We start from the raw sequence: 19,003 nt of genomic DNA, 5'->3' as shown, positions 1-19,003 counted from the left end.
TTTTTTATTGTTTATAGAAATGCTAATAAAACTACGGCAAGTAGAAATGCCACGCCGAGGAATGCAGCTGAAACAGCTTCCCAGCGGTTAGCACCTTTCATGTCCATTCGTAATCTGAATAAAACACTAAATGCCAAGATAAGAATTAATGTTTTTTCAATGGATGAATAGTTACTCCCATTTTGGAAGTAACCTGTAAACCAGCCTACCACGCAAGCGATGATGACGATAATGGCAAGGATGAAATCTGACCAATATTTTGTCCGCACACTTAACACTTCCCCATGTTTTTTATTATTTCCATACTACCTTATTTAGTGATTAAATAGCAATGAAAGCAAAAAAAGAAACCCAACCACGAATGGCTGGGTTCTTTTATATAGGGGAGTAGGTTGTTATCATGAAAAACAATGAAATATAGTAACTTTGGAGGAGTATGCTAATTTCATATAGATAAAGTTGATTGGCTTTTATCTATATTTATATAGTACCTTGGATATATGAATTTTTTGTGACGAAAGATTTAAAGGTTTATTAACTCCAATTATTTATCAATTCGCCAAGCTTTAAACTTTAGGTTCGAATGGCGTAAACAGCCTACGTGCTAAGGGGTGAGCATTCCATAAAATGAAAGGGCTAACAAAAAATGAACTTTTTTATAAAAAAGCATAGACAAAACTAATTGTTTAGTTTATAGTTGTCCTTATAGAGATGATAAGAAAAAACAAAGGAGAACTTTGCTTATGGATAAGATAACAGTTTTATGGGGACCAAGTTGTGGTTCAGCACGACGCGCATGTCACTGGTTAGATACTCAAGAGTTGACTTATGATAAAGTTAACGTTGTTTCAACGGCGATTACCTTGGACACCTTAAAAAAGGTTTTATCACTCACTGAGTATGGTGCCGAAGAAATCATTTCTGAGAGATCAAAGATTTTTAAAAAATTTGGTCGCGAGTATATTGATTCATTGACGATTAGTGAGCTGCATAGATTGTTAGTAAATTATCCTAGTCTAATTAAAAAACCAATTATTTTTACACATAATAAATTACAAGTTGGATTTAATGAAGATGAAATTCGGAGTTTTATTCCAAGAGAAACCCGCCGCGTTTCGTTTGCACAGATGTTAAATATTTTGCATGATGCTTAGATATTTTGAATAAGAAAATAAAGGCTTCCCAGAAACTGGTTTAATCCAGTTTCTGGGAAGCTTTTGTGTGACACCAATAAAATTTGCTATGGTTTACTTTGAATATTTATCAATAAACTGTTGAATTTTGGTTTGGTAGGCTTGGGGATTTATCCAGAAGCTTTCAGCATGGGAAGCATTTGGAACAATCCAAATTTCTTTAGGATCAGGGCAAGCCTCGAAACTTTCGTCGACCATGTAGGTGGGAACGTAAATATCTTTTTCACCATGGATAAATAAAAATGGTCTGGTATTTTTACGTAACTGCCGTATAGATGAAACATCGTCAATGGAAAAGCCCATCCGATGATGATTAATTGCATTAATCAGAGGAACAAAAATTTTGCTCGGTAAATTAAATTGTTCTTTTAATAGATAAGAAAGTTCATCTCGTAAACTTGAATAACCACAATCAGAGATCATAAGCTTGACTTGAGGTGGTAAATTTTCACCACTAGTCATTTGAATTGTTGCGCCACCCATGCTGACGCCAAACATAATAATTTGTGAATCCGCGCCAATTCGACTAACTACAGAGTTGGCCCAATCGACAAAGTCTAGGCGGTCGATCCAACCGAAATTAATATAGTCGCCGGAACTCCTGCCATGGGCACGATCATCAGGCAACAGAACGTTGTATCCCATGTCATAAAACATTTTGGCGTAATTAGACATGGTCTCACCGTTGCCTTTATATCCGTGAGCAATGATGACCGTTTTTTTTGAATCCAGTTTGGCGGCTGGAATAAACGTAGCTTCTACGCGATTTTCCAAATCATCAGCATGTAGCGTCCAGTGATGAGTGGGAATGTTATGAAACCAATTGACATAATTATAGTATTCATCGGCATATTTTTGTTTATCGGCCGAAGTTTCGGGGACGTAATCCACTCGGCGAAACGCATAATCGTATAGCCTGGCACTAGCTGCGGTAATTCCAGTAATTCCTAATGCTAAAGGTGCAACAAGCCCGAAGCCGATTAAATTTTTTCTCTTCATCAAATCACCATCCTTAATTAGTTTTAAACATTATTCTAGATAAATATGACGTAAATCCTGAATATCAGAGTCTGAGAGGTGTAAGTATTCATGAAGGTATGCGGCCATATCACCAGATGTTTTTTCAATTTGATCCATTGCAGTGTTATAAAATGAAATTTGAACACTTTGCAGGTCGCGCATACTTTGAATAAACGCCGATGAGGCACCCTGGAGCTTTAAAGTTTTTGTGAGCATTATTTGTTGTTGCTGGATGACCTTGTTTGTTAAAAGATAATCAGCTTTAATTGTGTCTTCATTTACACCTAATGCGTTTAAAAAGAAGACTGCTCCCATCCCGGTTCGGTCTTTTCCTGCAGTACAGTGGAATAATAAGGTACTTTTTTCACCATCATTTTCGAGAAGAACATCGAAAAAACTTCGATAGGCCTTTTGTGAATGCGGGTTCGTGATGATATCTTTGTAAGCATGTTGCATTTGGAGACGGCCAGTTGTAGGATCAGTATCCATTTTTCGTTGCAAACGTTCTGTTTGCTTGGAGTTTTGCGTTTCATCCGTGGAAAAAACGGGAATGAATAAATATTTTGCCTGGTCAGGGATCCGATCTGGTGAGGTTGCTTTTTCCTCTGGAGAACGGAAATCTACATCATATTTTAGACCGTAGTCGTTTAAATAAGCGATATCTGCATCTGTTAAATCTGCGAGCTTTCCAGAACGAATAATTTTATGCCATTTAATTGTTTTGCCAGCAATTGTTTCGTAGCCACCAAGTTCTCTAAAGTTGCCACCCTTTTGTAACTGCAGTATCCGCGATCTCACCATGATAAATCCTCCCGTATCTTTATTTAACGTATAACCTATATAAAAAATGATAGCACAGTCCAGTTTTTCTTCCTATTAAATTTACTTAAACATTTAAATGATGTTTAAGCGTTGTAAAAACATGTTGGTCGGCCCACCCTGTAACAGCCCCTTGTAAAATAAATGCTAACACTGTTCCGAGACCGACAGCGTGAATTTGATGAGTCATTATAAATGTCAGTAAAATGATTGAAATGGCAGGGATGTAGCTGATCCACTGGGCTTTAGCTGCCCGGCCGTGCATAAATCTAAAGCGCACAATGTATGTAAGGTCATCATTGGGATGTAAAACAATATTTGCCCGTTGATAGATTGATACAGCGATCCCGATGCCTACGATGCCGAGAGCGTCGGCTAAAATACGAATCCATAAGGGAAGAGTTAAGAACCCATGCGCATCCAAATTAGTGCTAATTGTTCCCACTAAATAGGAAAAGGGGATCATAAACACTAAATTGCCGAGCATTCGGTGCCAATCAAAATGTTGGAGTAACAAAGCATTGGCCAAGATTACAGCGAGTCCCTCCACAAATAAAACATTTGATAAGGGGAAATTCAGCCAACTACTTAAATTAACAGATGAGGCTGTCCAAAGTGCACTACCACAGTGGCTAGCGACAGTTAAGGCATTTGAAAATGAATTTAAAATGATGGAAATAACAAAGAAAAAGAGTCGTTTCTTAAAATCTGCGTGTTTATCCACAATGGGACTTCCTTTTTTAAATCAGATAAAGGTTGAAATTATAAAATCGCACCCCATTCCAGGCCAAGTGAGCCGTAGAACGGTAATTAACCTAATTTTGGTGAACTAAATCGTTTAATATCAGTAACTGAAGTCATTTTCGTGCTTTCAACCTTTAGGAATCAGTATGTATAATTATTATCCTACGATATCCGTTAATTAGAGCGGTTTAAACTGTTAACTATTTTTGTAAGGCACTTCGTTTATCATAGAATATTTTTCAGAAAGATGCCAAATATTTTTAACGCTTACAAATTTGCTCTATAATAAAACTATTACTTGACAGGAGGGTATATTTTGGCAAAATTAACAAAGTTAACAGATACTTATGAATTAAATAATGGAACAAAGATTCCCATTGTGGGTTTTGGAACTTGGCAAACGCCAGATGGTGATGTTGCGGAGAAGTCAGTTGAAGAGGCTTTAGCAGCTGGTTATCGTCATATTGATACTGCCTTTGCTTACGGAAACGAACAAAGTGTTGGCAAAGGAATTAAGGACAGTGGTGTTGCTCGGGATCAGCTTTGGGTAACTTCTAAACTAGATGGTAAGGATCACGGCTATGAAAATACAAAGAGGGCCGTTGATAAATCTTTGACTAATTTAGGATTAGATTATCTTGATATGTTCTTGATCCATTGGCTAAATCCAATTGCTTATCGGGATACATGGGAACAAACAAATGCTGATACTTGGCGCGCAATGGAAGAAGCGCAAAAAGCTGGCAAAATTCGTGCAATCGGTGTTTCAAATTTCCGTCCTAAGCATTTAGATGCCCTATTAAAAACAGCTACAGTTGTTCCTCAGGTTAACCAAATTTTCCTTAACCCAAGTGATTTACAGCCAGAAGTTGTGAAGTATGATGATGATCATAATATTTTGTCTGAGGCATATAGTCCACTAGGTACTGGAAAGATCTTTGGCGTTTCTGAATTAAAGACAATGAGTGAAAAGTATCATAAGACAGTTGCTCAAGTCGTTTTGCGTTGGTCTTTACAACATGGATTCTTACCATTACCAAAGTCTGTGCATAATGAACGGATCATTGAAAATACAAAGTTATTTGATTTTGAAATTGATGATGCCGACATGAAGAAGATTGATGGTTTACGTGGACTTGCAGGTTTAGCTACAGATCCAGACACGATTACTTGGTAATATAAATACGAAATAATGCCTGATTCATTTTTTGAATCAGGCATTATTTGTATTATTTTTAATTAAACTTCTTCAGGAGCTTTTTTCAAGACGTTGTTTTTCTTCAAAGTTTCGTATATTCGTTTGCAATCAGTGGAGTTACCACGTAATTCGTAGTTATCTAAATAATCAAATCCATAATCGCGGGCGTAGCGTTTGGCAGTTAAACAATATTGTAAACCGAAATTTCGATTACCGCTTCCAATGACACCAAGGCATAACTTACGGTTGTTCTTATAAGCGATATATTCGCCTAAAACATTCGTCATAAGTTCTTTGACGCCGTTATCGACGCCATTGCCACCGTCAAGATAAGTCGGTACAAAGGCAAAATACGGATGGCGTTCGGTCTCAAAATCTGTTTCTTCGGAGATTTCTTTTAAAGTGATAAGGGGATTAGTAGCATCCTTAGAATGTTGTTTTTTGGCATAGTCTTGAAGATCCTGCGTAAAAGAGCGTGTATTTCCAGCAATAGAAATGTATAAAATATTAATAATTGACATAATGGGACCCCCTTGAATACGATTATTTTTATTGGAGAACTTTAATGACATTGTACCACTTAAATTTTTATGAAAATAGTTTTCTTAAAATTATGAAACCGTTTTAATAAAGTAGTAAACTAAACCTATAGCGCATTAAATTGAAAAAGAATTGAGGTCATTATTTTGGAACCCTATATTATATTTATGGACATTGACGGGACGTTAATTTCACACAATCAAAACGTTTCCTTGATGACCAAAAAAGTAATTGAACAGTTGCAACAAAAAGGATTTATTTTTTATATTGCTACCGGGCGGATGTTGTCCTTGGCACAGGTGATTCAAAAGCGAATTAATCCCAAAGTCGAAATAATTGCCTCAAATGGTTCCGTTTATCAAAAAGGACATCATTTACATCAGGATCATTTGGGCTGGAAGGCGATTAGTACTGTTTATGATGTCACAATGGAATTAGGATTGTCGACTAACTTTTTTAGTACGGATCGAACGTTCTACACAAAAAATAAGCCGTGGGATTTAAGTCGGCTAGCCAGAATGCGGGTTATGCAGGATGGGGCCGGTAAGTTTGAGGATGTGCATGATCGTGATCATTTGAATGAAGTAAGTGACCAAATTATTAATGGTATTGTGATTGCTCAGGGTCAATTGGATAAATTAGCCATTGCTCGGAAAAAGTTATTGGAAGCAGATGTGTTGAATGTTTCGTCTTCAAGCTCGGATAATATTGAGTTGATTCCAAAACGAATTGACAAGGCCAGCGCGGTAAGAGCAATTACAAACCAGTATGGCATTCCGGTGGACCATACGATTGCGTTTGGAAATGATAAAAATGATTTAGGTATGTTGAAGGCTGTGGGGACGGGCGTTGCGATGGGCAATAGTGCGGATGAGATAAAGACCCAGGCGGATGTAGTGACAGAAACAAGTGAAGATGATGGATTGCCCAAGTATTTGAAGAGAAGGTTCTTAGATTAGTGGGCGAGACAAAGCGTTAAAAGTCAAAATATAACTGTCCTGGAGCGGGATCGCATCCCGCGGGAAGGATAGTTATATTTTGACTTTTGCTTTGTCGAGCCGTCCTCAAAAAAGCAGAAAAGAGATGGGCCCACAAGTAAACGGAATCGCAATCCCGCGGGAAGGATAGTTATATTTTGACTTCTGCTTTGTCGAGCCGTCCTCAGAAGAAAAAATTGGTTTAAAAAAAGAGTAGATTGAATTTTCATTCACAGTCTACTCTTTTCATATACTTTAGCCATTCGCGTTTAAACGTTTGGTTTCCGCATCTTCTTTTAATTTCTTGAATTCATTATCTGAAATACTTGTGACGTGGAACCAATCAATATGGGCATTTTCGTTATCTAATACTTCAAAGTTGTAGCGATCAATTCGAACCTGGTCATGAACTTGGATATTTGGATGGTGATCAATGACGTATCCGCCAATGGTTACGACGTCTTCACCTTCAAATCCAGGAACATCAATGCCAAAGTAGCGCTCAAAATCATACATTGTAGTTTTACCGCTAACTCGGTAAGACCCATCGGATTCTTTATGAATATAGTCGCCAGAAACATCGTCGACCTCATCACTAATGGTACCAAAGACCTCTTCGTAGATATCTTTATCTGTGATAATGCCACTAGTACCACCATATTCATCAACGACAACTGAAATGGGGGTCTGCTTTTTTAGCATTCTTTGGAGGACATCCTGGATAAGCACAGTTTCCGGCACGGTAATGATGTTTCTGAGGAGCTTGCTGACTTTAACCTTGCCGTCCACACGACTTTGACGAACGAGATCGTAATTGTAAACATAACCTAAAATTTTATCTTTATCATTATTTGCAACAACCGGAAAACGGCTAAACCGCTTCTGTAAATAAACTCGTAAAGCTTCATCCACCGTTACATCGACGTTTAAAACAACCAATTGCGTACGATCAATCATAATGTCTTTAGCCACTTTATCATTAAAATCGAATGCTCGTTGCATGTAGACGTAATCATTCTGGTCTAGTTCACCACCAGTAACTGAATTTTTAGATAAGCTCAGAATTTCAGCCTGAGAGAGAACTTCATTATTTTCTTCAGCAGGTTCCATACCCATTAATTTAACAATCCCGTTGGCTGAAGTATTTAGTAGCCAGACAAATGGATAGAATATGGTATGAAACCAGTGCAATGGATTTACAAGTCTCATTAAAACTTTTAAGGGAATATCAATACTAATATTCTTTGGAACGATTTCTGTGATGACAACTTCTAAATAAGTTAAAAGAAGGACCCCAATAATTGCACCAATAGCATGAAGTGAAGCCTGATTAATTAAATGTGTAGAACCGAAAAACTTAATAATAAAATATTCGACGTATGACTCACCAATCCAACCTAGGATAATCCCGCAGACTGAGGTTCCAACCTGTGTGGTAGAAAGGTACTCATTTAAATTCGAAACCATGTGGATTGCTCGATTAATCTTTTTGAGCCGTCCACCAACTGCTGTTTCTTTTGCTTCTTCCAAGGCACTTAATCGGCTTTCGACAAGTGCAAATTCAGCAGCGACAAAAAAATATGCCATGATGAAGGTAATCAAAATAATAATAGTATCGCTGATTATCTGACCGCTGTCCAAGGACCATTCCCCATTTCTTTTGTAATTACATTATCTTTATATTATAGCGCGTCTCATGGTAAAAATCTTTTAAATTAGTCAATGATATCAGTTAATTTGCAATGATTATGAAAAATAGATATGAAAATTCTATGAATATTTTCGTTCTTCTTATAAAACTGATAAGTATTCTTTGACTTTCAGCTCATAATTGGATATGATACTACTTACAAAAGATAATTCGAAATAATAGGAGGAAATTTAAATTATGACAAAAGGTTCTGCTTCTGATAGCACTGACTATGGTGGGGAAATTGAAAAGAGTAAACCTCCTCACGCGTTTATAACTCAGACAACGGATCAACTCTTGGCCCAGGATCATATTTCGCTTGATCAGGGTCTAACAAGTGAGAAAGCCCAGGAACGATTGGAACAAGATGGGCCCAACTCGTTGGTCCAAAAGAAGCAAAGTAAGTGGGTCCGCTTTTTCAAACAGTTCAATAACAGTATTACCTATATTCTTATTGTGGCCGCGGTTGCGACTTTTATATTACGAGAATATTCAGATTCAATTGTAATTGGATTGGTTGTAATTGTGAATGCACTGATTGGATATTTTCAAGAGAGCAAGGCTTCTGACGCCATTGACAATATTAAACAGATGCTGCAAGTTTCTGCAACGGTGATTAGAGATGGCAAACGAGATGATATTGAAGCCGAAAACTTAGTTGTGGGTGACTTAGTTTTTCTTGAGGCCGGTGATAACGTGCCGGCTGATCTTCGAATCTTAACTGCTGATAATTTAAAAATTCAGGAATCTTCTTTAACTGGAGAAACTGATTCTGTTTTAAAAAATGACGAGCCGCTAACTGACCCAAAGACACCTTTAGGGGATCGTTTAAATATGGCTTATGCCTCAACTGCCGTTACAAATGGTAGTGGGCTTGGAATTGTAACTGCAACTGGTGCAAACAGTGAAATTGGTAAAATCAACGCCAGCATGGAGAGTGTGAAAACCAAAACGACCCCACTGATGCAAGAAATTAATGGGTTAGGTAAATATATTTCTTATGCGATTGTGGCTGTAGCCGTCTTATTGGCTATTTATGGCCTGATTACACGAGTTTATTCGGTTTCCGCGTTGATGGTCGCTGTAATCACAATGGTGGTTGGATCGCTTCCAGAAGGTTTACCAGCTAGTACTTCGGTGGTCTTGGCAATGGGCGTTCAAAAGATGACGAAACAAAATGCAATTGTCAAAACCCTGCCGGCTGTGGAAACACTTGGTTCAGTTGATGTAATTAATACTGATAAAACCGGAACATTAACGAAAAACGAAATGACAATTGACACGCTGATTACTCAAAATGGTAGATATGAAGTGACTGGAACTGGGTATACACCAACTGGTCATATCACGATGAATGGACAACCAATTTCTGTGGGCCATGACGAAGATCTTGATCGTTTAATGGTTGCTGGCCATGAAGCTAATGATACCCGTCTTATTGAGGAAGATGGTAAGTGGGAAATTAATGGTGAACCTACAGATGGTGCATTTTTAACCCTGTATCATAAAGTATTTGAAAAAAATGAGCCCGATTTAGTGGAAATAGACAAAATTCCATTTGATTCAGAATACCGATACATTGCCAAACTGGATGAAGATTCAGATGGACAACGGGTTATTTTGGTAAAGGGCTCGCCTGATAAAATTTTCACAATGGCCAAACAAGCGGATAGTAGTTTTGATATTCCTGATTGGACAAACCGAGTGTCCCAATTGGCAAGGGATGGCGAACGAGTGGTAGCCCTAGGTTATCGTAAAGTCTCCAATGATGTGCATGAACTGACGCCAGAAATAATGGCTGAAGGGGTGCATTTTCTAGGGATTGCTGGGATTATTGATCCGCCTAGAGAAGAAACTATTGTGGCATTGAAAGAAATGCGTGAAGCCGGAATCAAAGTCAAAATGATTACGGGTGATCACCCTGAAACTGCGTCTGCCATTGCTAAAAAGCTTGGTTTGGATGGAAATATTGCCGCAATCACTGGTGCTGAAATTGATGAACTTTCAGATGAAAAATTGAAAGAAGTTATCCAAGATTATAACGTCTTTGCGCGAACCACGCCGATGAATAAGCTACGAATTGTAGAAGCTTATCAGGCTAATGGATTGGTAACGGCAATGACTGGTGATGGGGTTAATGATGCGCCCGCTTTGAAAAAAGCTGACATTGGGATTGCGATGGGAATTAAGGGAACTGATGTTGCAAAAGAAGCTGCTGATATGGTTTTAGCGGATGATAACTTTGCGACATTGACGACCGCCATTAAAGAGGGGCGTCATGTTTATGATAATATCAAGAAAACGATTCGTTTCTTATTACCAACTAGTTTTGCTGAAGGGCTAATCGTCCTAATTTCTATTATGTTCCAGCAAGAATTACCATTAGTTCCAACGCAGTTACTATGGATTAACATGGTTTCTGCCGTTACAATTCAATTTGCCTTCCTGTTTGAACCGGCTGAAGAAGGGATTATGAAGCGAATGCCGCGGAAGAGTAATCAATCCTTCTTGAATCGAAAAGATGTTTGGCAAATTGTGTACGTGGCAATTTTGATTGCTGGTCTTGGTATCGGGGCTTTCAACTGGCTAACAATGCAAGGCTTTAGTTCTACAGTGGCAAGTACCGTAACCTTAAATGTAATTGTGTTTGGAAAAATATTTTATCTCTTTAATATCCGGACACCTAAACCGGCTCTTTCCAAAGATGTTTTGCGTAATAAGATGGCCTTTGTCATAATCGGGATCTTACTGATATTGCAGGCTGGAATTACCTATTTACCATTTATGCAGGAAATCTTTAGTACTGCAAGCTTAGACGCATCGCTTTGGATAATACCAGTGATTGCCGGGATTATAGTTTTAATTGTGACAGAGATTGATAAGGCCTTTGGATTACGACACCGCCTGCATTTAGCCACCTCACGAAATTAAAAATAAAGGGGTTTCACTTAACCATTTTTAAAAGTGGTGCTAAGATGAGGTTGTAAAAATAATTAAGGAGATCTCAAAAATGGCAAAAGATGACAAAGTTAAAGTTGAAACAGACGCCGAACAGATTGCAAAAATCGACTTCGACAAAGAAGATGTGAAACAAGCAGCTGATATGATCGAGGAAAAGGGTTTTGTTACTCGAAATGATTTTCCTGATTTGAAAGACCGTTTGTGGAGCGAAGGATTCTATGAAAAAATCGAAGATGAATTTCATCAACGTGATAATGAGAATCCATATATTTTCTTTGAACGTTTTGACTTCGTTGGTGGTGCCATTGAATCAATTATCTTCGACATGGACCAAGTAAAAACTCGAGAAAAAGCATTACACGTTTTAGGCGACGCTTTGGACTTGAAGGTTCAAGACAAACCTAATGAGACTCATAAAATGGTTACTTACTAAAAAATAAATGATTAACAATAGCATCTTTAAGTTGAGTGAAAATTCAACCTAAAGATGTTTTTTTATTTTACAGGGTTTAAAAACTCATGAAATAAAACGTTGATATAAAGGCTTTTTAAGACTGCAGTTTAGCACTCTTCAATAAAGAGTGCTAAATTCTTGCATTCATTCCCAGAAGGTCATACTATATAAATGTACCAAGAAATGAGGTACAAAAAATAATATTAAAAGGAGTCTTGAATTATGGCTAACGAGTTAAGAAATACAGATTTTGATGATTTTGCACCATTTGATTTTTATGATAATTTTGGGAAGAATTTCTTCAAGTCAATGACCCAGGGTAGCTCGATGAAGACAGACATCCGTGAAAACGAAAAAGATTATGAAGTTTCCGCAGAACTACCAGGTCTTAAAAAAGAAAACATTTCTTTGAATTACGACAACGATACACTGACAATTGAAGGCAAGCATAACGTTAACAAGGAAAAGAAAGACGAAAAGGGTAATTTGATTCGTCAAGAACGTAGTTTCAGTAATACGTCACGTCAGTTCTATCTACCAGATATCGATCGTGATAAGATCAGCGCTTCATACGATGGTGGGGTTTTGAAAATTACTTTGCCAAAGAGTGAAAGTAAATTAGAGAGTGGCAAGCAAATTCCAATTAACTAAAATTGAATAGATATTAAAAAAGTCATGGCAAATTTTGTCATGACTTTTTTAGATCTTGGTTTATTTTTGATATTCTTCGATTGTTTTGGCAAAGTGAAACATATCGGTTGGCTCACCTTTTAAATTTTTTTCTATCCAATGTTCGATTAAACGATAATGGTTTTTTCGTAGAATGTGTTGTGAAAGAATATCGATCTTGCTCGTATAGACGCTTAATTTTTGTAATTTTAAAACAGTGAAAGCATACTGTTCAATTTCAGGAAAAACTTCACTTATCACACCTTTTCCTTGAAATTTAGGTAAGATATCGTAGCCTACTTCAGCTTCTGTTTTTTCTTGATTGAATCCCCAGATAGAAATACCGCCCAAATGGTTTTTCGTATGATCAGAAATTAACCAATAATTGACAATGCCTGCATCAATTTTGCTCAATAATTGGGTTAAAAATTTGGCAGTTTCTTGTCGGCTTTTATCAGGAATTCGGCCTTCACTATGGGCAATTTCGATATTACTCCGGTATCGGAATAGGATATCAACATCTGATTGAACAGGAAAATGCAATTCATAATTTTTTGTTTGCAGATTTTTCATTACTTTTCACCCGTAAATTGCAAGAACAAGTTAGCCACCCCGCAGGCGAAGTTGCGGGGCACATATCAGAATATCTATTGAAGCTTAGAACAAATAGTTAAGCAATGTGAGCTCTGCGAGCACGCGCTGCTTCAATCTGAAAAGCTTTTTCAGGTGCTTGGTACTTTAAGATACGTCGTGGTAGTTGGTTGAGACGGTCTTCAACGATAGCAACAGTCTTAGGACTGACTGTATCTAGTGAATACCCCTTAGGTAAATAACGCCTAATCATGCGGTTATGAGTTTCATTGGTTCCTCGTTCAGAAGAACTATATGGATGGGCATAATAAATATCGGCAACGCCAGTAAAAGCTTCCTCCAAGGCTGTGAACTCCGTTCCATTGTCAGCAGTAACAGATTTGATCAGATCACCAAACTCAGCACAAATCCCTTTAATGGCATAGGCTACTGAGTCAGCATCTTTGCCTTCAATCAAACGAATAAAGTCAAAACGGGTTTTACGTTCAGTGAAGGTCAATAGCACACACTCATGACCACTACGTTTACCAACCACGGTATCAATTTCAAAGTGGCCAAATTCACTGCGCTTATCGACACATTCAGGCCGTTCCTCGATACTTTTACCAATTAAACGTCGATGTTTATGCGACCAGTGATGTTTCGTACGCCGCTTGGTTTTCTCAAGTAAATCAAGATTGCGAATTTCTAATAATTGCGCATCGATATAGTTATAGAGGGTCTTAGTGCAGACCATCTCTGTACGCTTGAACAAACGGTGTTTGTGGGCGAAGCCAACTGCGGCATCAGGTGACCAATGATCTTGATGGAAATGGTCATCAAAGTAGGCTAGAAAGTTAGTAATGGATTTGAAATTTAAAGGCCGATGACAGCGTTGACGATTTGTTTGATAATGAATTTGAGCTGTATCAGGTGCATAGACATTAAAATACTGTTCTTTACCATTAACTTTCTTTACCTGTTGAATACAGCCGCGTTTGAGCTCATTGTTGATAGTTTGATGACAAACGCCAATTTCGGCCGCAATTTGACGAGCAGATTTACCTGCAGCAAGTAGTCCGGCAATTTTTCCTCGTTCAATCTGTGCTAAATGATGACCCTTTAAGTGAGATATGGTAAGCTGTTCTTGCGCCAAGACGAAAACCTCTTTCATTGTTTGTGTAGGAACTTCAATGATACCTGATTTTTCGTCTTGGTGTCTTTATTTGACCACTTTTACAAGGTGGCTAACTTGATTATAAAATCTGCGATTACTTTTCACCTAATATTTTTGAATTTTATTTTTGTTAGAATTGCGTATGGTAGCAATTCTAATGATTCTTTTTCCCCTAATGATATCGGTAAAGTGAATAAATTAAAAGCTGTTTTTAGAAGTGAGTTTGATACATACAGTAAAAAGATTAGATCAGGTATTTAATAAATCAAATGCATTAAAACAGTCAAGTCTATGCAACCGATAACAAATTAATTCTGTTTTAGATTGAAAGGTGGTAAGCTGATAGATGAATGGTTATAAATTTATTTATAGGAGTGATATTTTTGAAACAAATTACAATTGGTGGCAAAAAAGTTTCTAACGTGGCATTAGGAATTATGCGAATGGATGCGTTGGATACAGATGCTGCAACTAAAGTAATTGAAACAGCTGTTGATAATGGCGTGAACTTTATTGATACTGCTGATATTTATGGTGGTGGGAAATCAGATCTTGTGTTTCAAAAAGTCTTGGACAAATCATCAGTGAGCCGAGATGACTTATGGATTCAATCTAAAGTGGGAATTCGTAACAGCAATGATGATGGGTCAGGTAAACCTTACGGAAATCGGTATGATTTCTCTAAACAACATATTATTGATGCAGTTAATCATGAATTACAGAGTTTAAAGTTAGATTATTTGGATTCTGTATTACTTCATCGTCCAGATCCTTTGATGGAACTGAATGAAGTGGCAGAAGCTTTTGATGAATTGCAAACAGCAGGCAAAGTTCGTCATTTTGGTGTTTCTAATTTCAATCCAATGCAATTTGACATGTTACAAGGAGCAGTTTCACAGAAGTTGATGTTTAATCAATTGCAATTTGGAATTATGCACAGTAATATGATTGACTTTGGGATGCATACGAATATGCAAGATGCCCATAGCATAGATCATGATGGTCAATTCATTGAATATTCTCGAATTCATGACATTGTGATTCAAGCTTGGTCACCTTATCAATGGGGTAATTTCAATGGTCCATTTATTGATAACCCTAAGTTCCCTGAATTAAATAAAAAGATGCAGGCATTAGCTGATCAGTATGGAGTGACCAAAAACGCCATTGCAACAGCATGGATTTTGCGTCATCCGGCTAAATTCCAAGTATTAGTGGGTTCAATGAATCCACAACATATTAAGGAATCATTGGCAGGTAGTGATGTCGAAATGACAGGACAAGAATGGTACGACATTTACTACGCAGCTGGAAATGATATGCCATAGAAGCAGTGGGTGAAGAAGAGCGTTAAAAAGAGTCATAATAAGCGCGACGAAAGCGGGGAGAATTCCCGCAGTAGTCGTGCTTATTATGACTCTTTTGCGATTCTGAACCGTGCTAAAAAGTCCTGGCCCAGATTAATACGCAACCTGAACCAAGACTTGTTTACATACATTTAATTTGTATCGTATTGGCGAGTGCCAACTAATTGTTTGTGAGTATCGTAAAAACTGACTTTAACTGGGGCACCGTTTTTATCAAGTTGCCATGAACCTTCAGCATTGATATGGTGATTAGGTTTGATTTCGCTAACCGATGAATTCTCTAAGTTATCATCTGTTGTTGCAGCTGTGGAAAAGGGAAGCGACCCCTGTTCAAGGGTCTTAGTGCTGCCATTAACGATTTGAGTTGCCTTAACATATTTATACCAATAATCTGAAGGAACTAATTGAGATTTGCTGGTATTTGTAAATGTGTACTTCAGAATTAATACTTGTTTGTTCTTTGTAGCTGAAGCGGTCACATGATTCTCGGTGATCAAAAATGTACCCTGGGGAGTTTTGAAAGTTTGGTCAGATAAAGTGGCCGTTTTCTTTACAGCTTTTTTCGCTGAAGAGACCTTTTTCTCACTTGAAGAACTTTGCTGACTGGATTTTGAAGTGTTCCCTGAACTACAAGCAGTCAGACTAGTGGCTACTAAGCCGATCATTAAAATTGAAAATACCTTTTTAAAACTTTTCAAAACTGTTTGCTACTCCTTTGTTTGGTTATTAACTGCGCTAATGCTCATACTGATAGTTTTGGGCTTATCTTTTACAATAACAATGGTTCCATTGCCTAAGAAATCCTTTTTGCCACTGTAAGCAAGATCATATTCTTTAGCAACATCTCCAGAGTTCTGTAACCCCATTACATAAATGGTGTCTTCTGTGTAATCATCACTGAAAACAAAAGCAATAACTGGTGAAACCACTAAATCATCAGCCTGCATTTGTTTTAAAGTTTTCCAAAGGCCATCAATTACAGGCTGGGGAATGATTTCTTTGACTTCATCACTCACACGTCGTTTTTTCGTAAGTTCAAACAAAATAAAGTGCCTCTATTCATTAGTATTTTTTTAAGAATAGCACATTTCTACTAGTTACGTCATGAAATTATGCTGATAATGGGCAATCTAGTTATAAAAACTAGCTGATAGTGATATACTAACGGTAACATCTATGGACGAGGTGAATGAAATGAATGAATTGGAAACATATAATCGGTGGTTGAAAACAGTGAGAGAGGTTAAGTTACCTCATTGGGATGAGTTGCCAAATTTTGATTTGTATATGGATCAAGTTGTGGCTCTTTTAAGTGGCTATACAGGTCCGCTGGGAATGGATCCAGTGACCCCCACAATGATTAATAACTATGTAAAACAAAAGGCTGTGGTTGCTCCCACAAAAAAGAAGTACCAGGTCATGCAGGTTGCAGATATTTTATTGATCACGTTATTGAAACAAGCATATCCGATTAATGTGATCCGTTCGGGAATTGATCGAATTACAGCAACGGATTATCCAAAACAGGCATACGATCGGTTTATCGATATTGTAAATCAAAAAATTGCAAGAATTGGTTTGGAACACACAACTACGATGGCCAAGAACTTAGCAGAACAATTGATGCAAGTCACATCAAACATGATTGTGGACCAGGTACAAACGAGTGAGTTGATTCGTTTATTACAAAGATCGGAAGAGCATACACCAACTACTTTGAATAAAAAATAAAGTGAACAAAATGATAATGGGCAATTATAAGTGCGACAAAAGTGGAATTGTCATTCTACTTTGGACCATACTTATAGTTGTCTTTTTGCTTTGATGACTGTGCTTAAAAAACTGAACAAAAACGGTCTAAGCTTAGCATCAACTTTTTCAAATAAAATAAATTTTTACTGAATTACGCTTCAGAAACTGGAACGGACCATTTAATAATTAGATAGGTCCCACAAGAAGCGTAACTCAACCAATTGTGAAATAGTTTGTGAAGAAAGCGATTACTTTTTGTGCTTATTTTCACAAGTGCTCTTTGTGAAAGGATTTGTGTAGTTTCAGATTTTTCACAAGGAAAAACATCAAGCAAGCCGTGATAAACAATGGTACCTATCAATTTTAGGTTATGTAAACGTTAGTGTAAAGTTTTAGTAGGAAAGTGAAAAAAAGTCTTTTCAAAACAAGAGAAGACCGTTAATCTTCTAATTAGGTATAGCAGCCAAAAATTAGGAGGTAACGGTCTTCATGTCTCAAATATTAACAGAAATCATGACAGTTTTAAAGGATAGTAATAATTTATTTGATGCGGAACAAAATTTAATGATGCAGTGTCAGACGTTGATTGCCACTGCCTTAGGCCAGGCGTTAGAAGATCTTGATGATCTTCTAATTGGCGAAACAGAATACCAAGAAATTGTGGGCAAGCGCGAAAGAACTTTGAATTTTATGTGTGGGGCCGTGACTTTCAAACGCCGGTTAGTGAAACTAACTGATAAAAAATATGTATTTCCTTTAGATCGTTATTTGCAGTTAATTCCACGAAGTAGATTTTCACCCTTAATGGTCGAAAAGGTTGCCAAGCTAGCTTCACATAGTGTTTTACGGACAACAGCTTTGGCTGTTAACCTTTTAACCCCACTTTCTATCAGTCATCAGAAAGTTGGTCAACTTTATCAAACAGCAGGTACGCAATGTGAAAAGCAGCGTGAAGAAACCACGTTAGTAACTGTAGCAAAGAAACGTCAAGTTCCTTATTTATATCTAGAAGGTGATGCCTTTTGTGTCGCCATAAAGGCTAAACACCACCATAAGAATATCTTCGTGCACCGACTTCAATTAACGGAAGGCATTACCCAAAATGGCCAGCGCCGACAGACGCTAAACCGGCATGTGTTTACAGGATTAAACCGCCGAGTAGTTTTTAAGCAAGCACAAGATTATTTAAGTCAAAACTATGATTTACAACACACTACGGTGATCACCGGTAGCGATAATGGCAGTGGTTATGAACCATCCTGCTTTGATGAATTAGCAATTGGGGCAAAAAAACATGAACATTTTTTAGATTGTTATCACTTGAATCGAAAAATTCGTAAGCGATTAAGCATGATGCCTAAGAAACTACAAAATATGTTATTTCAGGCTGTTCATAATTGGGATAGTGACCAAATTCAGGTTATTCTTGATACTTGTGAATCAATAGCTAGCGATACAGATAGTCTTGAGTCAATTCAACTTTTACGGCGTTATTTGAAGCGTAATTGGAATTACTTAAAACCAGCTGTTGAGCGCAGCTTAACTGCTGAAAATGTGTGCTTGGGTGGTTGTGAAAGTAACCATCGTCGTTTTACGTACCGATTAAAGCATCAAGGTCGTTCTTGGAGTATACCTGGCTTAAAAGCAATGGTCAATGTGATTACGAGTGAAATTAATGGTCAACTGGAAGCGGCAATGTTAAATGTCCCCGCCGCCTCACCAATAAACGTCAAACCAGTTAACATATCTGCAAGTCATTTTCTTAAGCAACCCTTTACGCAACATCAAGGAATCAAGCATGGTAGTCTTCACCTAGATGCAGCAACCAGTAGTGCTATGGGTAATTTGGTGAAGATTATTTCGTAAAACCTG

General features: G+C 37.5%; 19 protein-coding genes. 9 read left to right on the top strand and 10 right to left on the bottom strand.

Annotation, left to right across the window (positions count from 1 at the left end; translation table 11 throughout):
- Positions 1 to 11: 11 nt before the first annotated feature.
- Positions 12 to 269 (bottom strand): hypothetical protein, encoded by a 258-nt coding sequence (locus ADU73_RS02665; protein WP_046872437.1) that lies wholly within the window; start codon positions 267 to 269, stop codon positions 12 to 14.
- 474 nt (positions 270 to 743) lie between these two features.
- Between ADU73_RS02665 and spx the strand changes: the two genes are divergently transcribed.
- On the top strand, positions 744 to 1,154 hold the full coding sequence (spx, locus tag ADU73_RS02660; protein ID WP_046872436.1) for a transcriptional regulator Spx: 411 nt from the start codon (positions 744 to 746) through the stop codon (positions 1,152 to 1,154).
- 93 nt (positions 1,155 to 1,247) lie between these two features.
- On the opposite strand, the gene ADU73_RS02655 is transcribed toward spx, so the two are convergent.
- The 3 genes from ADU73_RS02655 to ADU73_RS02645 form a co-directional block, all read right to left on the bottom strand.
- The gene (locus ADU73_RS02655) at positions 1,248 to 2,192 is read right to left on the bottom strand and encodes an alpha/beta hydrolase (protein WP_046872435.1); all 945 of its coding nucleotides are present in this window, start codon (positions 2,190 to 2,192) and stop codon (positions 1,248 to 1,250) included.
- A 30-nt stretch (positions 2,193 to 2,222) separates the two neighbouring features.
- A complete protein-coding gene (locus ADU73_RS02650) occupies positions 2,223 to 3,014 on the bottom strand; it encodes a tyrosine-protein phosphatase (protein WP_046872434.1) in 792 nt (263 codons plus the stop codon).
- 85 nt (positions 3,015 to 3,099) lie between these two features.
- Positions 3,100 to 3,756 (bottom strand): YczE/YyaS/YitT family protein, encoded by a 657-nt coding sequence (locus ADU73_RS02645; RefSeq protein ID WP_046872433.1) that lies wholly within the window; start codon positions 3,754 to 3,756, stop codon positions 3,100 to 3,102.
- A gap of 336 nt (positions 3,757 to 4,092) precedes the next feature.
- Here ADU73_RS02645 and ADU73_RS02640 point away from each other — a divergent pair, with 336 nt between their 5' ends.
- Entirely contained in the window at positions 4,093 to 4,953 is an 861-nt protein-coding gene (locus ADU73_RS02640; protein WP_062913150.1) for an aldo/keto reductase, read from the top strand.
- A gap of 62 nt (positions 4,954 to 5,015) precedes the next feature.
- Here the strand turns inward: ADU73_RS02640 and nrdI are convergent, their stop codons facing one another.
- A complete protein-coding gene (gene nrdI / locus ADU73_RS02635) occupies positions 5,016 to 5,495 on the bottom strand; it encodes a class Ib ribonucleoside-diphosphate reductase assembly flavoprotein NrdI (protein WP_062913149.1) in 480 nt (159 codons plus the stop codon).
- Positions 5,496 to 5,660: 165 nt separating this feature from the next.
- On the opposite strand from nrdI, the gene ADU73_RS02630 reads away from it, so the two are divergent.
- A complete protein-coding gene (locus ADU73_RS02630) occupies positions 5,661 to 6,473 on the top strand; it encodes a Cof-type HAD-IIB family hydrolase (protein ID WP_046872430.1) in 813 nt (270 codons plus the stop codon).
- A 273-nt stretch (positions 6,474 to 6,746) separates the two neighbouring features.
- Here the strand turns inward: ADU73_RS02630 and ADU73_RS02625 are convergent, their stop codons facing one another.
- A complete protein-coding gene (locus ADU73_RS02625; RefSeq protein ID WP_046872429.1) occupies positions 6,747 to 8,132 on the bottom strand; it encodes a hemolysin family protein in 1,386 nt (461 codons plus the stop codon).
- Positions 8,133 to 8,379: 247 nt separating this feature from the next.
- On the opposite strand from ADU73_RS02625, the gene ADU73_RS02620 reads away from it, so the two are divergent.
- The 3 genes from ADU73_RS02620 to ADU73_RS02610 all read left to right on the top strand — a co-directional run bounded on the left by ADU73_RS02620 (position 8,380) and on the right by ADU73_RS02610 (position 12,247).
- Positions 8,380 to 11,112, top strand: a complete 2,733-nt coding sequence (locus ADU73_RS02620; RefSeq protein WP_046872428.1) for an HAD-IC family P-type ATPase — start codon at positions 8,380 to 8,382, stop codon at positions 11,110 to 11,112.
- Between the two features lie 79 nt (positions 11,113 to 11,191).
- Entirely contained in the window at positions 11,192 to 11,575 is a 384-nt protein-coding gene (locus ADU73_RS02615) for a hypothetical protein (protein ID WP_056986457.1), read from the top strand.
- Positions 11,576 to 11,818: 243 nt separating this feature from the next.
- A complete protein-coding gene (locus ADU73_RS02610) occupies positions 11,819 to 12,247 on the top strand; it encodes an Hsp20/alpha crystallin family protein (protein WP_046872426.1) in 429 nt (142 codons plus the stop codon).
- Positions 12,248 to 12,307: 60 nt separating this feature from the next.
- On the opposite strand, the gene ADU73_RS02605 is transcribed toward ADU73_RS02610, so the two are convergent.
- The gene (locus tag ADU73_RS02605) at positions 12,308 to 12,838 is read right to left on the bottom strand and encodes a GNAT family N-acetyltransferase (protein WP_052694569.1); all 531 of its coding nucleotides are present in this window, start codon (positions 12,836 to 12,838) and stop codon (positions 12,308 to 12,310) included.
- Between the two features lie 97 nt (positions 12,839 to 12,935).
- Entirely contained in the window at positions 12,936 to 14,009 is a 1,074-nt protein-coding gene (locus ADU73_RS02600; protein WP_062913148.1) for an IS30 family transposase, read from the bottom strand.
- A 386-nt stretch (positions 14,010 to 14,395) separates the two neighbouring features.
- On the opposite strand from ADU73_RS02600, the gene ADU73_RS02590 reads away from it, so the two are divergent.
- Positions 14,396 to 15,340, top strand: a complete 945-nt coding sequence (locus tag ADU73_RS02590) for an aldo/keto reductase (protein ID WP_062913147.1) — start codon at positions 14,396 to 14,398, stop codon at positions 15,338 to 15,340.
- 170 nt (positions 15,341 to 15,510) lie between these two features.
- On the opposite strand, the gene ADU73_RS02585 is transcribed toward ADU73_RS02590, so the two are convergent.
- Positions 15,511 to 16,077, bottom strand: coding sequence for a DUF5067 domain-containing protein (locus ADU73_RS02585; protein WP_046872422.1), 567 nt, complete (start codon positions 16,075 to 16,077; stop codon positions 15,511 to 15,513).
- Positions 16,078 to 16,086: 9 nt separating this feature from the next.
- Positions 16,087 to 16,422, bottom strand: coding sequence for a hypothetical protein (locus ADU73_RS02580; RefSeq protein WP_046872421.1), 336 nt, complete (start codon positions 16,420 to 16,422; stop codon positions 16,087 to 16,089).
- A 151-nt stretch (positions 16,423 to 16,573) separates the two neighbouring features.
- Between ADU73_RS02580 and ADU73_RS02575 the strand changes: the two genes are divergently transcribed.
- A complete protein-coding gene (locus tag ADU73_RS02575; protein WP_046872420.1) occupies positions 16,574 to 17,110 on the top strand; it encodes a DUF1836 domain-containing protein in 537 nt (178 codons plus the stop codon).
- A gap of 510 nt (positions 17,111 to 17,620) precedes the next feature.
- Positions 17,621 to 18,997, top strand: a complete 1,377-nt coding sequence (locus tag ADU73_RS02570) for an ISLre2 family transposase (protein WP_056986623.1) — start codon at positions 17,621 to 17,623, stop codon at positions 18,995 to 18,997.
- Positions 18,998 to 19,003: the final 6 nt, after the last annotated feature.

The sequence above is a fragment of the Pediococcus damnosus genome (genome assembly GCF_001611155.1).
Taxonomy (GTDB): Bacteria; Bacillota; Bacilli; order Lactobacillales; family Lactobacillaceae; genus Pediococcus; species Pediococcus damnosus.
Note: the sequence above shows the minus strand (reverse complement) of the source record. Positions and strands in the feature narration are given on the sequence as shown.

Bases quoted from the DNA above. Each gene is read 5' to 3' on its own strand.
- ADU73_RS02605 (WP_052694569.1), bottom strand. From the start codon at position 12,838: ATGAAAAATCTGCAAACAAAAAATTATGAATTGCATTTTCCTGTTCAA.
- spx (WP_046872436.1), top strand. From the start codon at position 744: ATGGATAAGATAACAGTTTTATGGGGACCAAGTTGTGGTTCAGCACGA.
- ADU73_RS02650 (WP_046872434.1), bottom strand. From the start codon at position 3,014: ATGGTGAGATCGCGGATACTGCAGTTACAAAAGGGTGGCAACTTTAGA.
- ADU73_RS02610 (WP_046872426.1), top strand. From the start codon at position 11,819: ATGGCTAACGAGTTAAGAAATACAGATTTTGATGATTTTGCACCATTT.
- ADU73_RS02570 (WP_056986623.1), top strand. From the start codon at position 17,621: ATGTCTCAAATATTAACAGAAATCATGACAGTTTTAAAGGATAGTAAT.
- ADU73_RS02600 (WP_062913148.1), bottom strand. From the start codon at position 14,009: ATGAAAGAGGTTTTCGTCTTGGCGCAAGAACAGCTTACCATATCTCAC.
- ADU73_RS02575 (WP_046872420.1), top strand. From the start codon at position 16,574: ATGAATGAATTGGAAACATATAATCGGTGGTTGAAAACAGTGAGAGAG.
- ADU73_RS02615 (WP_056986457.1), top strand. From the start codon at position 11,192: ATGGCAAAAGATGACAAAGTTAAAGTTGAAACAGACGCCGAACAGATT.
- ADU73_RS02655 (WP_046872435.1), bottom strand. From the start codon at position 2,192: ATGAAGAGAAAAAATTTAATCGGCTTCGGGCTTGTTGCACCTTTAGCA.
- nrdI (WP_062913149.1), bottom strand. From the start codon at position 5,495: ATGTCAATTATTAATATTTTATACATTTCTATTGCTGGAAATACACGC.
- ADU73_RS02620 (WP_046872428.1), top strand. From the start codon at position 8,380: ATGACAAAAGGTTCTGCTTCTGATAGCACTGACTATGGTGGGGAAATT.